General features: G+C 65.8%; 12 protein-coding genes. 10 read left to right on the top strand and 2 right to left on the bottom strand.

What is annotated here, in order from left to right; all coding sequences use genetic code 11:
• Positions 1–27: 27 nt before the first annotated feature.
• Together Sp245p_RS28650 and Sp245p_RS28645 are read right to left on the bottom strand one after the other, a co-directional pair.
• The gene (locus tag Sp245p_RS28650; protein ID WP_014242366.1) at positions 28–846 is read right to left on the bottom strand and encodes a cytochrome c oxidase assembly protein; all 819 of its coding nucleotides are present in this window, start codon (positions 844–846) and stop codon (positions 28–30) included.
• A gap of 96 nt (positions 847–942) precedes the next feature.
• The gene (locus Sp245p_RS28645; RefSeq protein WP_041813596.1) at positions 943–1,710 is read right to left on the bottom strand and encodes an FCD domain-containing protein; all 768 of its coding nucleotides are present in this window, start codon (positions 1,708–1,710) and stop codon (positions 943–945) included.
• A gap of 414 nt (positions 1,711–2,124) precedes the next feature.
• On the opposite strand from Sp245p_RS28645, the gene lldP reads away from it, so the two are divergent.
• The 10 genes from lldP to Sp245p_RS28595 all read left to right on the top strand — a co-directional run bounded on the left by lldP (position 2,125) and on the right by Sp245p_RS28595 (position 13,957).
• Positions 2,125–3,813, top strand: a complete 1,689-nt coding sequence (gene lldP, locus Sp245p_RS28640) for an L-lactate permease (protein WP_014242364.1) — start codon at positions 2,125–2,127, stop codon at positions 3,811–3,813.
• 346 nt (positions 3,814–4,159) lie between these two features.
• Positions 4,160–7,048 carry an FAD-binding and (Fe-S)-binding domain-containing protein gene (locus Sp245p_RS28635; protein ID WP_014242363.1) on the top strand — a complete coding sequence of 963 codons (2,889 nt, stop codon included), beginning with the start codon at positions 4,160–4,162 and terminating at the stop codon, positions 7,046–7,048.
• A gap of 19 nt (positions 7,049–7,067) precedes the next feature.
• A complete protein-coding gene (locus Sp245p_RS28630) occupies positions 7,068–7,838 on the top strand; it encodes a (Fe-S)-binding protein (RefSeq protein WP_014242362.1) in 771 nt (256 codons plus the stop codon).
• Positions 7,831–9,255: a LutB/LldF family L-lactate oxidation iron-sulfur protein gene (locus Sp245p_RS28625; protein ID WP_014242361.1), complete on the top strand. Its 1,425-nt coding sequence runs from the start codon at positions 7,831–7,833 to the stop codon at positions 9,253–9,255. Before Sp245p_RS28630 ends, Sp245p_RS28625 begins: the two co-directional genes overlap by 8 nt.
• Positions 9,248–9,919, top strand: coding sequence for a LutC/YkgG family protein (locus tag Sp245p_RS28620; RefSeq protein ID WP_014242360.1), 672 nt, complete (start codon positions 9,248–9,250; stop codon positions 9,917–9,919). The genes Sp245p_RS28625 and Sp245p_RS28620 overlap by 8 nt, the downstream gene beginning before the upstream one ends.
• Positions 9,920–10,459: 540 nt before the next feature.
• Positions 10,460–11,896: a hypothetical protein gene (locus Sp245p_RS28615; protein ID WP_014242358.1), complete on the top strand. Its 1,437-nt coding sequence runs from the start codon at positions 10,460–10,462 to the stop codon at positions 11,894–11,896.
• A gap of 331 nt (positions 11,897–12,227) precedes the next feature.
• Positions 12,228–12,644: a hypothetical protein gene (locus Sp245p_RS28610; RefSeq protein WP_014242356.1), complete on the top strand. Its 417-nt coding sequence runs from the start codon at positions 12,228–12,230 to the stop codon at positions 12,642–12,644.
• Positions 12,645–12,730: 86 nt separating this feature from the next.
• Entirely contained in the window at positions 12,731–13,009 is a 279-nt protein-coding gene (locus Sp245p_RS28605) for a hypothetical protein (protein WP_041813221.1), read from the top strand.
• Entirely contained in the window at positions 12,996–13,277 is a 282-nt protein-coding gene (locus Sp245p_RS28600; protein ID WP_014242354.1) for a hypothetical protein, read from the top strand. Before Sp245p_RS28605 ends, Sp245p_RS28600 begins: the two co-directional genes overlap by 14 nt.
• On the top strand, positions 13,274–13,957 hold the full coding sequence (locus Sp245p_RS28595; RefSeq protein ID WP_014242353.1) for a hypothetical protein: 684 nt from the start codon (positions 13,274–13,276) through the stop codon (positions 13,955–13,957). Before Sp245p_RS28600 ends, Sp245p_RS28595 begins: the two co-directional genes overlap by 4 nt.
• Positions 13,958–14,234: the final 277 nt, after the last annotated feature.

The following is a 14,234-nucleotide window of genomic DNA, read 5'->3' as shown; positions in this document are numbered from 1 at the left end:
GGTTGCGGCGGCAACCGCAGCGTCACGTCAGGTGCGCTGCCGCTCGGGCACCATCAGCCAGCGCGCCAGGGCATAGAGGTTGACCGCCACATAGACCGCCGCCCCGACCACCCCCATGATGAGGCCGCCGAGCTGCTGGTCGGCCAGGGCGGACAGGCCCCAGGGCGCCGTCGTGTCCAGATGGTAGACGAACAGCGGCTGCGGGGCGAAGATCAGCAGCGCCGCCAGGATGGCGAGATGGACCGAGGTGCCGAAGGCCGACAGCAAGCCCCTCCCCCGCATCGCCGGGCCGTCCGGGGCCAGCACCGTCCGCCACGCAGCGACCGCGCCGACGAGCAGGCTGGCGTGCATGCCCCACAGCACCGCGTCGAAGCGCAGCGCCGCCATGTAGGGTCCCGGCAGGTGCCACACCCAGAGGAACAGCCCGAACAGCCCCCAGGCGATTTCCGGAACGGCCAGGGGTGATGCCAGGGTCCGCGCCCAGTTGGGCCAGCGCACCGCGCCTATCGGCCAGGACAGGACCAGCAGGGGCGCCGCCACCTGGATGGTCAGGAGATGCTGAACCACCCGCGCCGAGAACAGGGCGGAGGTCAGGTTGCACAGCGGCGACACGAAGGCGGCGAACAGCACCAGCCACCCGGCGGCGAAGCACCAAGGCTGGTGCCGCTCCATGGCCGCCCCATGCCGCTTTGCCAGCGCCGCGTATCCCACGGCGGCCAGGGCGAAGACGGACAGCAGGACCGGATCGCCGTTCCATGCGCTCCAGAACCCGTCCGGCACCGGCGGAGCACCGCAATAGGGAATGATGGACGGCAGCGTTTCGACGAATGGCGTTGCGGTGGGCACGGCTGGACCTCCCTTGGCCTACAGCCGTGTAAAACCGAGAATGGCCCTCGGGTTCCCGAATGACGGACGATCAGACGGGGCTCAGGCGGACCGGGCTCAGGCCCGTTCGGTGGTTTCGATCAGGTCGGTGCGCCCGATGCGGCGCAGGGAGGCCTCCAACCGCGTGTCGTCCTCGCGGATTTCCCGCAGGGTGTGCAGCGTGAACATCACGTGCGCCTCCGCCGCCGCATGGGCGGCCTCGGCGTCGCCGGCCAGCACCGCGTCGACGATGGCCAGATGCTGGTCCAGCAGCAGGTCGCGCACACCGGGCCGGGTGTAGAGCCGGTCGCGGTTGTAGAACACGTCGTTGCGCAGCATTTCCGACAGCGCGCCCATGATGTGCAGCATCACCGTGTTGTGCGCCGCCTCGTAGAAGGCGAGGTGAAGCTGGGCGTCCACGTCGGCCTCTTCCGACGGATCATCCTTCCCATGGGCGTCGCGCATGCGCTGGGCCAGGGCGCGGATCGCCTTGCGGTCGAGGTCGGTCGCCCGCTGCGCGGCCAGCTTGGCGGCGGCGGCCTCGATGGAGGTGCGGAACTCCAGGTAATGGAACGGTGCGTCCGGATCGGATTGCAGCAGCGCCGCCAGCGGGGCGGCGATGGGCGCCAGGAACTGAGCGATGTGCGTGCCGTTGCGCCCGGAGACGAGCAGCCCACGCTCCTCCAGCTTTTCCAGCGCGTCGCGCAGGGAGGGGCGCGAGACGTCCAGCTTGAGCGCCAGATCCCGTTCCGGCAGCAGCTTCTCCCCCGGACGCAGCACGCCCTCCCGGATCAGCGTCTCCAGATGGTCCGCGATGGCGTCCGCCAACTTGGCCGGCTTTATCATTCCCTTGCCTTGCCCCTTGCCCTGCATCCGCAGAAATCCCGCCCGATCCAGAAGGTTAGATATCGTCACGGCTTTCGCACGTCCAGCCCCAGCGAGCCCCGTGGCACCGTTTCCCGACCGCGCCACCATCGGAGGGGTCAGGTGGTAATACCACGGGCAAGAAAAAGTCTCTCGCGACGCTGACGGTAAATTGAATTTTCCCTATTGCCAACCATTGCGACCCAATGTATCCGTTCTGAGCCTTTGGTCATAAGTTTTGACCGGAGCCCAACCCAAGAAAAAAACTGATCTCCACGACCGATCGGCCGTGGAATGACAGGCGGCGCGCGTCCGGATAAGACGCGCGGATCCGGGCTCCACTCATGGTCGCTGGCCAAAGCGCAGAACCGAGAATCTGCGGCATAGGTAGGAAACATGCAGCCCTGGACACAAGTCTACGATCCCGCGGGTAACCTTTGGCTTTCGGCACTTGTGGCCGCGTTGCCGATCATCTTCTTCTTCATCGCGCTGACGATGCTGCGCATGAAGGGCCACGTCGCGGGCACCATCACCGTCGCCATTTCGCTGGCCGTCGCCATCCTTTTCTACAAGATGCCGGTCGGCATGGCGCTGGCGTCCGCCGGATACGGCTTCCTGTACGGTCTGTGGCCCATCGCCTGGATCATCGTGGCCGCCGTGTTCCTCTACAAGATCACGGTCAAGACCGGTCAGTTCGAGATCATCCGCTCGTCGGTGGTGTCGATCACCGAGGACCAGCGGCTTCAGATGCTGATGGTCGGCTTCTCCTTCGGCGCCTTCCTGGAAGGGGCTGCGGGCTTCGGCGCGCCGGTTGCCATCACCGCGGCGCTGCTGGTCGGGCTGGGCTTCAACCCGCTCTACGCCGCCGGTCTCTGCCTGATCGCCAACACCGCCCCGGTGGCCTTCGGCGCCATGGGCATTCCGATCATCGTCGCTGGTCAGGTCACCTCGCTCGACCCGTTCCGGATCGGCGCCATGGCCGGCCGCCAGCTTCCGCTGCTGTCCGTCTTCGTGCCCTTCTGGATCATCATGATCATGGACGGCTGGAAGGGCGTGCGCGAGACCTGGCCCGCCATCCTGGTCGCCGGCGGCACCTTCGCCGTCACCCAGTACTTCACCGCCAACTTCATCGGGCCGGAGCTGCCGGACATCACCTCCGCCCTGGTCAGCCTCGTCAGCATCACCGTCTTCCTGAAGTTCTGGAAGCCGAAGGCGATCTTCCGCTTCGCCAACTCCCCGCTGGCGTCGGGTCCGGTGCCGCAGTCGGTCGGCGCCATGGCCTCGAGCGAGTTCAACGCCCAGCGCAGCTACAGCGCCGGTGAGATCGCCAAGGCCTGGTCGCCCTTCCTGATCCTGACCGTGATCGTCACGATCTGGAGCCTGAAGCCCTTCAAGGCCCTGTTCGTCAAGGGCGGCGCGCTGGCCGACACGGTGCTGTACTTCCCGATCGCCGGCCTGGACAAGCTGGTCCTAAAGGCCGCCCCGATCGTCGCCTCGCCGAAGCCCATCGACGCCGTCTACAAGCTCGACCTGCTGGCGGCCACCGGCACGGCCATCCTGATCTCCGCGATCATCACGATGGTCATGCTGAAGATGCGCCCGGCCGACGGCGTGAAGACCTTCGTCGAGACGGTCAGCGAGCTGAAGCGCCCGATCTACTCGATCGGCATGGTCCTGGCCTTCGCCTTCATCGCCAACTACTCGGGCCTGTCCTCGACCCTGGCGCTGCTGCTGGCCGGCACGGGCTTCCTGTTCCCGTTCTTCTCGCCGATCCTGGGCTGGCTGGGTGTGTTCCTGACCGGGTCCGACACGTCGAGCAACGCGCTGTTCTGCGGCCTGCAGGCCACCACGGCGCAGCAGGTGGGCGTGTCCGACGTGCTGATGGTCGCGGCCAACACGACCGGCGGCGTCACCGGCAAGATGATCTCCCCGCAGTCGATCGCCGTGGCCTGCGCCGCGGTGGGTCTGGTCGGCCGCGAGTCCGAGCTGTTCCGCTTCACCGTGAAGCACAGCCTGTTCTTCGTCGCGATCATCGGCGTCATCACCATGATCCAGGCCTACATCCTGCCCTGGATGATCCCGTAAGCGTCGAGGTCCGAACCCCCTTCTCCTCCCCCAGGGAGAAGGGGCGTCATCCACTGCCGAGCTTTATTCCCTACGGCGCCGCTCGGCCTTCCATCCGGTCGGGAGGCGCCGCTTTCTTTGTCCGCCTTATTTTTTTATGCATTGCAGCATCACAGCGCTGCGTTTGGTCAATTCATTTTACCATTGCGGCCACTCAGCAAATCGATTATCCGACGTACTGACTGTGGCACACAACAAGCCGTCCGTCCGACGGGCGGAAACAAACGTCGCCCCAGCACGCGCAACCCGGACCGGCGATCACGGAGGAGTCGTCGCGCGGTCCCAGATCCGGAGGCCCCGAGAACCGATGCTGCCCGCGCCCTATGACCGCCTGCACGCGGCCCTCCGGGAGTTCATGCCGGACGAACGCCTCGTCACCGACCCGCTGCGCACGCTGGCCTACGGAACCGACGGCAGCTTCTACCGCCTGATCCCGAAGATCGTCGCCATCGTCGAGGCCGAGGGCGAGGTGGTGCGGCTGCTCAACCTCTGCCGGGAGCTGAAGACCCCGGTGACCTTCCGCGCCGCCGGCACCAGCCTGTCGGGCCAAGCGGTCACCGATTCCGTCCTGGTCCTGCTGGGCGACAGCTGGCGCGGCTGCACCATCCCGCCGGGTGCGGCGACGGTGACCCTCCAGCCCGGCGTCATCGGGGCGGAGGCGAACCGCAAGCTGGCTCCCTTCGGACGCAAGATCGGTCCGGACCCGGCCTCCATCGCCACCGCCAAGATCGGCGGCATCGCGGCCAACAACGCCAGCGGCATGTGCTGCGGCACCGCCCAGAACAGCTACCGCACGCTGGCCTCCATGCGGCTGGTGCTGGCCGACGGCACATTGCTGGACACCGGCGACGCCGCCAGCCGCGCCGCATTCGCCGTCAGCCACGGCGCCCTGCTGTCCGGCCTGTCCGATCTGGCCGCCCGCACCCGCGCCGACGACAAGCTGGCGGAGCGCATCCGCAACAAGTTCCGCATCAAGAACACCACCGGCTACAGCCTGAACGCCCTGGTGGACTTCGAGGAGCCCGTCGAGATCCTCCAGCACCTGATGATCGGGTCGGAGGGCACGCTCGGCTTCCTGTCCGAGATCACCTACAACACGGTGCCGGAACACGCCCACAAGGCGAACGCGCTGCTGATGTACCCGGACATCGGGGAGGCCTGCCGCGCCGTCGCGCTGATGAAGCCGACGCCCGTCTCGGCGGTGGAGCTGATGGATCGCGCCTCGCTGCGCTCGGTCGAGGGCAAGCCGGGCATGCCGGACTTCATCGGCGGGCTGGGGCCGGACGCCTCCGCCCTGCTCGTGGAGATCCGCGGCGAGGATGCGGCGGCGCTGGACGCCAACATCGCCGCGGTCAGCGCGGTGATCGCCCAGACCCAGACCCTGTTCCCGCCCACCTTCACCACCGACGCCAAGCTCGGCGAAAGCTACTGGAAGATCCGCAAGGGCCTGTTCCCGGCGGTCGGCGCCATGCGCAAGGTCGGCACCACGGTCATCATCGAGGACGTGGCCTACCCGCTCGACCGGCTGGCCGAGGCGACGGTCGAACTTCAGGCAATGTTCCTGAAATTCGGCTACACCGAGGCGATCATCTTCGGCCACGCGCTGGAAGGGAATCTGCACTTCGTCTTCACCCAAGCCTTCGACACCGACGAGGAGGTGGACCGCTACCGCCGCTTCATGGACGCGGTGTGCGATCAGGTGGTGCGCAAGTACGATGGCTCGCTGAAGGCGGAGCACGGCACGGGCCGCAACATGGCGCCTTTCGTGGAGATGGAGTGGGGTCCGCAGGCCTATGGCCTGATGAAGGAGATCAAGGCGCTGCTCGACCCGCAGGGCCTGCTGAACCCCGGCGTCATCCTGAACGACGACCCGGAGGCGCATCTCAAGAACCTGAAGGCGATGCCCGCCGCCCACCCGCTGGTGGACACCTGCATCGAGTGCGGTTTCTGCGAGCCGACCTGCCCGTCGCACAAGATGACGCTCTCCCCCCGTCAACGCATCGTCGGCTGGCGCGAGATTTCGCGTCTTGAGGCCACGGGCGCGGACGCGGCGCGGCTCGGCGCGCTGCACGAGGCCTACGACTACCAGGGCATCGACACCTGCGCGGCCTGCGGCCTCTGTTCCACCGCCTGCCCGGTGGGGATCGAGACCGGGCTGCTCATCAAGGCGATCCGCGGCGACCGCCGCGGGACGATGGCCCAGGGGTTCGGCACCTACGTCGCCGAACACACCGCCGGCGCGCTGTCGGTTGCCCGCACCGGCCTGAAGCTGGCCGATCTGGCGAAGCGGACGCTGGGCGACGACACGGCGAACGGGCTGTTCGAGAAGCTGCGCAACGTCACCGGCCAGCGCCTGCCGCATCTGCCGCGCGCCCTGCCCACCCCGACCAACTTCACGCCGCTGCCCCAGGCCAAGGCGTCCGCCGACGCGCCGACCGCCAACACACCGACCGTCGTCTATGTGCCGAGTTGCACCAGCCGCAGCATGGGTCCCGCCGCCAACGATCCGGAGAAGACCCCGCTGCCGGTGAAGGTGGAGGCGCTGTTCCAGAAGGCCGGCTACCGCGTCGCCTATCCGGAGCAGCTGGCCTCGCTGTGCTGCGGTATGCCGCTGGAGAGCAAGGGCCTCGCCGCCCAGGCCGACGCCAAGGCGGAGGAGATGGTCCGCGCCATCTGGGCAGCCAGCGCCGACGGCACGGCCCCGGTGGTTCTCGACACCAGCCCTTGCTCCTTCCGGCTGAAGAAGCACCTGAAGGACGCCGGGCTCCAGGTCCTGGATCTGGTGGAGTTCATCCACGATCATCTGCTGGATCGCTTGAATTTCACCAAGCAGACGGAGCCGGTGGTGCTGCACCTGACCTGCTCCACCCGCCGCATGGGGCTGGATGCCAAGATGAAGGCGGTGGCCGCCGCCTGCGCCACCCAGGTGGTGGTGCCGGAGGATGTCGGCTGCTGCGGCTTCGCCGGCGACAAGGGTTTCACCACGCCGGAGCTGAACGCCCACGCCCTGCGCCACCTGTCCAAGGACATCCCCGCCGGGGCCAAGGCCGGCTATTCGAACAGCCGGACCTGCGAAATCGGCCTGTCCGACCACTCCGGCTTGCCGTACCGTTCCATCGTCTATCTGGTCGATGCCTGCTCGACGCCAAAGGCTCCCGCCACGGCTTCCGCGCGCGCGTCGGAACCCGCGTTCTGAGGCGGGAGGGAGGAAAATCATGAGCCACGACGGCACCACAAACCGCCCCGACATCGAGCGGCCCGAAAGCGTCTATTTCTTCGGCACCTGTCTGGTCGACCTGTTCTACCCGGAAGCCGGCATGGCCGGCATGGAGCTGCTGAAGGCGCAGGGCGTCCGCGTCGTCTTCCCGCAGGGGCAGAGCTGCTGCGGCCAGCCCGCCTACAACTCCGGCTACCGGGAGGAGGCGCTGAAGGTCGCCCGCGCGCAGTTGGACTATTTCCCCGGTGACTGGCCCATCGTCGTGCCGTCGGGCTCCTGCGCCGGCATGATGAGCAAGCACTGGCCCGACCTGTTCAAGGGCGAGCCGGACGAGGCCCGCGCCCGTCAGGTGGCGTCGCGCGTGTGGGAGCTGACCCAGTTCCTCGTCCAGGTCCTCAAGGTTAAATTCGAGGACCAGGGGCCACCGGTGAAGATCACGTGGCACGCCTCCTGCCACGCCCAGCGCGAAATGGGCGTGACCGACGAGCCGAAGGCCCTGCTGCGCCAGCTCGCCAATGTCGAGCTGGTCGAGTTGCAGCGGGAGAAGGAATGCTGCGGCTTCGGCGGCACCTTCGCCGTGCGCCATCCGGAGATTTCGGCTGCCATGGTCGGCGACAAGGTGGCGGACATCGAGAACACCGGGGCGAAGGCCGTGGTGTCCGGCGACTGCGGCTGCCTGATGAACATCTCCGGCGCGCTGGAGGGCGGCAAGAAGCCGGTCCGCGGAGTCCACATCGCCCAGTTCCTGAAGGAGCGCACCCATGGGTGAGACGAGCATCAACTTCGCGAAGGCCTCCAGCGCCGCGCTCCAGGACCAGCAGCTCCGCGGCAACTTCCGCCGGGCCATGGACGGGCTGATGTCCAAGCGCGCCGTGCAGTTCGCCGACACCGCGGAATGGAACGGGGTGCGGACGCTCGGCGCCTCGGTCCGCCTGCGCGCCCTGTCCAAGCTGCCGGAACTGCTGGAAAAGCTGGAAGCCAACTGCACGAAGAACGGCATCCAGGTCCATTGGGCGTCCACCACCGACGAGGCCAACGCCATCGTCCTCTCCATCATGCAGCGCGTGAACGCGAAGCTGGTGGTCAAGGGCAAGTCGATGGTGTCGGAGGAGATGCACCTCAACGCCTTCCTGGAAAAGCACGGCATCGAGAGCCTGGAAAGCGACCTTGGCGAATACATCGTCCAGCTTGATGAAGCGATGCCCTCGCATATCATCATGCCGGCGATCCACATGAACACCAAGCAGATCGCCCATCTTTTCAAGCAGAAGATCAAGGAAGCGGAATACACCGAGGACGTGGCCCAGCTGACGGACCTCGCCCGCCGCGTCCTGCGCAAGAAGTTCGCGACCGCCGACGTCGGCATCTCCGGCGTCAACATGGCGGTGGCGGAGACGGGCACGCTCTGTCTGGTGGAGAACGAGGGCAACGGGCGCATGAGCACCACGGTGCCGCCCGTCCATATCGCCGTCATGGGCCTGGAAAAGGTCGTCGAGAAGCTGGAGGACGTGCCGCCGGTCATCAGCCTGCTGACCCGCTCCGCCACCGCCCAACCGATCACCACCTACGTCAACATGATCTCCAGCCCCCGCAAGGAGGGCGAAAAGGACGGCCCGAACGAGATCCATCTGGTGATCCTCGACAACGGGCGGTCGGGCATCTATGCCGACGAGGAGCTGCGCAACACGCTGCGCTGCATCCGCTGCGGCGCCTGCATGAACCATTGCCCCGTCTACACCAAGGTCGGCGGCCATGCCTATCAGGCGCCCTACCCCGGCCCGATCGGCTCGATCCTGATGCCGCAGGTGGAAGGGCTGGAGAAGCGGGGCGAGCTGCCGCACGCCTGCACCATGTGCAACGCCTGCGTCGAGATCTGTCCGGTCAAGATCCCCATCGTCGAGATCATGGGCCGCCTGCGGTCGGAGGCCGTTCATCCCGGCGACGCGGTGCGGGGCGCCGGATCGCACGCCAGCAAGGCGGAGGCGATGGTGTGGAAGGGCTGGTCGATGACCTACGCCTCGCCGCTCGCCTACCAGTTCGCGACGGCGCTGCTGGCGAAGCTGGGCAACGCCGCGCCCGCCAGCCTGCCGCTGCTGAAGGAGTGGACGAACGTGCGGGCCAAGCCGCGCTTCGCCAACCGCACGCTCCACGCCCTCGCCCGCGAAAAGGGGATTCCCGATGTCTGAGTCCAGAAACGCGATCCTGGGCAAGCTGCGCGCCGGGCGCGACGCCCACCCGCTGACCCCGCCGGAGTCCGATTTCGCCGTCCTGCGCAACAAGCGCTGGGACGGCGCGGAACGGCTGGAGCGCATCAAGCGCATGATGGAGGCCGTCCACACGGAATTCCTGGAGACGACCGAGGCCGACTGGCCCGCCGACGTCCAGGCCTTCCTCACGGCGCAGGGCACCCGCAACCTGCTGTTCGGCCCGGCGACCGAGGCCGGGGGGCGCCTCTCATCCGAATGGGCGGCGTCCGGGATGGCGGGCGGTCCGGAGCTGATCCCCTACGCCGACCGGGTCGAGACCTTCAAGGAGCGGCTGTTCGACGGCATCGACGCCGGCATCACCACGACGCTGGGGGCCATCGCCGACACCGGCAGCCTGATCGTCTGGCCGACGCCTGAGGAGCCGCGGCTGATGTCGCTGGTGCCGCACATGCACTTGGCGCTGCTGCGCGCCGACGCGCTGTACGACACCTTCTGGCAGGCGATGACCGAGAACCGCTGGGCCGACGGCATGCCGACCAACGCCTTGCTGATCTCCGGCCCGTCGAAGACGGCGGACATCGAGCAGACACTGGCCTACGGCGTCCACGGGCCGAAGCGGTTGGTGGTGGTCATCGTCCGGTAGGGGTGAAGAAAGCGCTGACGTTCATAACCCTCTCCCCTCCGGGGAGAGGGTGGCCCGAAGGGCCGGTGAGGGGGATGCGCGTGGCGCCACGTCCGGCACAAGCGCAACCCCCTCACCCTAGCCCTCTCCCCAGAGGGGAGAGGGAATTTACAGCCCCGCACGGGTGGCGGTGTGCCGCCGGGACGGGTATAGTGCCGGGTCTTGTTCGCCTCATGTTTTTCAGGACCCGACCGCTTTGGACCAGACCGCCGTTCCCACCCCCCAGTCCGCCACCATCGCCGAGCGGGTCGCCAAGACCGGCATCGACGAGGCGATGATCGAGGAACGTTAGTCTCTGGGGAAAGTTAAGCAGATCAAGGATTTACTTGGCTTCACTTTCCCCATCCCCCGGCGACCCCAGAAGAGAACCAGTAGAGATATCAAGGCGTTGACGGCCATCGGCCCTTCCCCCTACCCTCAGGCCGAAGCTTGGGGAAAACGTGGGGAAAGGGGGAAAGCCCACCCTGCCGCCCCTCCCTGTCGGATCAAGGGGTTAGCGGAATGCCGAAGCACGCCGTGTCCTGGAAGCACCCGGTTTACCAGATTTACTTGTTCTGGCCTGACTCGGCACGAGGACGGGCCAAGACCTATTACAGAATTTCTCTCCCGGATCAGCCACGTGTTGAAGGCCGGCTGGCCGACCAGTTCAGCTACTCGGACCGGCACTTCGAAGCTCTGACGAAGGAGTGGGAGTTCGCCGAACTCCGCGACCGGATCGCCACGAGGGGCCATCCCGGCCCCGAGGTCATGAGCTTCGCCGAGCGGCTTTACTTCCGCCTGCGGGAGCAGGTCGGCCGGGGCAAGGCCCTCAACACGGTGAAGATCCCGACGGTGCAGGTCGCCGCCGAGCGGTTCATGATCAGCCTGAACCGGGACCTCCTGAATGGCCGTATCTCCCAGGACCGCCACAAGCACCACCGCGTATTCCTCAACCGCTTCGTGATCCCTTATGAGCCCTTCTTCAAGCTGACCGTGGACGAGGTGACGGAGGATCACCTGACGCGATGGCAGCACTGGCGGACGACATACTGGTTCGAGGGGCCGGGCAAGGAGGTGCATGAGATCCCCTACTACCGGGGGGATACCCGGCTGATTCGAAAAATCCGGCCCGAAGAACGTAAGCCCCCTACGTTGGCGACCAAGGCCCGCGACCAGTCACAGTTCAACAGCCTGTTCAATTTCTGCGTGGCCCAGGGCTGGATCAAAAAAAGTCAGATCCCCCGGTATTCCATCCAGAACACGCGGGTCAGCCCGCCGAAGAAACGCCCGGCGTTCACCCGCGAACAGTGGGACCGGTTGGACAAGTTCGTCCATGACGGCTGGCTAGACCCGCCGAAGTTGTTCGGGGATTCCCGACGCTCCCGCCAGATCCTTTGGTGGTTCTGCACCATCGTCAGGGCGTACGGTCTGCGGGTCTCCGAGGGCTACAGCCTGACGTTCGGATCGTTGCGGCCCACCGTGCTGGACAACGGCGAGCGGACGCTAATGCTGCACGTGCCGCCGATCAAATTCGCCGGGCACGAGCGGGTGGTCGAGCCGATTTTTCGGTTCATCCCCGAGGTCCTCCGGATCGCCGAGACGCTGCCGGGCTTTTACGAGAAGCACTACGGTTTCCGGCCGGAACCCCATGAATCCCTCTGGCTCAACCGTAACCGCACGGCCATCACGACTTTCTATGTCGGGTTCGAGAGCCTGCTGAAGAAAGCCGGCGTGGAAAAGGACGCCCAGGGAAACCTGTATTCACTTGGGTCCCTCCGGCACTCGGCCATCACGGAAGAAATCGAAACCACGACTTTGAACCCCCACATCATCGCCGACTGGGCCGGGACCAGCATGAAGATGATCCAGAACCACTACGGCCAGCCGTTAACCTCCCGCGTCCGGCGGGCTGAGTACGACCACCGGCGGAAGCTGCTGGAGGCTGGCGACACTGATTAAGCTAGGGCAGCACGGGGTCCTGGGTCTCATTTAGAACGGTCCACCGACCGCCCGAGACACCACCGCGTGCCGACCTACCCAGAATTCGCAGAATTCCGTCCACCAACTCTTCGTCAGCATGCCAGTCCTGACTCTGTGGCGACCTCAAGTACTGATCGACAACTCCAGAGTGGAACCCCAAGTAACCACAATCTAAAATGCACGTATGCATACATTAATATCGCCAAATGTAGTATGGTGGTATGCGTCGTGCTTTCCCGTGTATAGCTCAATGAGTGTTTGAAGCCTGATCGGCTTTGGCGAAGCCTTGTTGCACAACGAGGAGGCGGCCATGCGGACCAGAAGACTATTCCTGCTCGACCCCAGCGACCAGATCACGAATCGGCAGACGGCGGCATTCCAGCAGGCTGCCGACTGGGCGTTGGATCATGCCCAAATAAAACACCCGGACGGCACGGCCACAGGCGTCATGTTCCTTCCGGAATTCGGCGACGTGTTGTTCCGCGTCGTCAACAGGGGCTACGGAATCACGCTCGGGGCCAACGGCAACGTCAGCGTCATCTTCAGCAAATTGGACGATGTACTGGAGATCGTCCCGAGCGTGATCGTCACCCTGATGCCGATGCACGTACGGGGCGAGAAACTGATCGCCCACTCGATCCATCTGAACCAAGCGGCGGCCGGGTCCGAGTTCCCCAGCGGCCTCGGGGACGCCATCGCCGATGCCTTCGTGGGGAAACTGCTGTGAGAGCCCGCCCCCAGCCACCCTCACCCCAGCCGCCCGCTCCCCCGCCCGCCTACGCTCAGGTGATGGCGAGGGCGGCTCGATCTGTTTTGGAATGGAAAAAGGCCCGACTGGAGCGGAAATACCGCGAATACCGCGACGTATTGGACGACTACAACATCACGATGCGGCTCGGCGACGAGTGGTCGGCGACCGACTGCTTCGCCGACGCCAAATCGGCGTTGGTCGCCTGCGACGTTTTGACCAAATACCTCACCGACCTTCGCGAGAGCGAGAACCAGAACGCCGCGGAGTGCAAGGCCGCGAGCGATCTCCGGAATATTCTCCGCGACCATATAGCCCGTGGAGTCACCAATGCGGGCGGCTGAAGACGACCCAGGCCGGCTCAACCTGTTGCTCGAAGCGATCAAGTGGTACTTGGTTGAACCGCCCACCCGACCGACCAAGCACATGCTGGCCCTGTACGCGGTGACGACCAGCGGGAAGTTGCACCACTGCTTCGAGGGCGGCGACGCGACCACAGCCGCGGTGGAGGCCCTGACGGCCTACATCACAGAAAACGAGGCAGGCGGTGACGCCGTGAGGGCGTCCTACCTACTCGAAGACCTCCTCCATGCCCTCCGGCGGCGACAATGACGTGGCTGATCGACGCCTGGATGGAAATCTACGAAGGCTACCAACACGGCGATCTCACGGCCCGGCAGGTCAGAGCCCGCAAGGGCGTGATCCGGCGGCGACTCAACATCGAGAAACGGGAGCGGATCGCCGCGTTGCAGGCAGCGACGCCGGCCTGCCGGTGCCGCGAGTTGCTGGCCATGGCCCGGTGGATTCACGACATCCCGATCACCTCACGGTACGCCCTGGTGCACCGAGAGGTCGTTGGCTGGGCGACCTGCTTCCGGGATCTGGCCGACCTGGGCGGCACGCGATGCAGGAACGGGTTCTGGGTCCGGATCAGGCCGCCGTTCGGGAAATGGCTGCACGCCCTGCCGGCCGGCTTCTATACCGGGCTGGTTTGGGTCCGGGTCGGCCGGATCGAACATGCCCTGGCGGCCGTCCAGGCGTGCGTACCCGGCGGAATCGAGGTGGTTGTGGACGACCTCGGCAACGCCCGCCTGCACGGCCTGAAGCCGATGTGGCGGCTGGCCGGTGACAACTTCCTGGCGTGGCTGGAATTCGGCCGGATCGACGGCGGCGACCTCCACATGTGCGGGCCGTTTCTTTCGACCCAGCCTGACATCCTGGGATTCCGCGGTTGGGTCTGGGCAGGCCAGGAGTGGGGGCAGCCGGTTTACATTCAGGACGGCCTCGGGTAGGCTGAAAACGTTCGACCCCACTCCTCGGGGTCTTGGCCTTCAAGAAGGCTGAGAATCTGCCGTCGCAACGATGGCGGAACCTGGAGGAGTTTGTGTACGTGAGAAACTACAAAAATTGCTATCCCTGCAAGACCTTCGCGGTTGAACCCACGACGGTTCCGTCATGGCGACTTCGTGGTTTGACAGGAAGGGTGTGGCCGTTTTTCATCGACCTTGACCTCGAATCCGACTGTCCTCAGTGGCAGTGCAGTTGTCTCGACGACGGCAAAACGACTCT

The organism is Azospirillum baldaniorum (assembly GCF_003119195.2).
GTDB classification, from domain to species: Bacteria; Pseudomonadota; Alphaproteobacteria; order Azospirillales; family Azospirillaceae; genus Azospirillum; species Azospirillum baldaniorum.
This window is presented reverse-complemented; position numbering and strand designations above follow the sequence as displayed.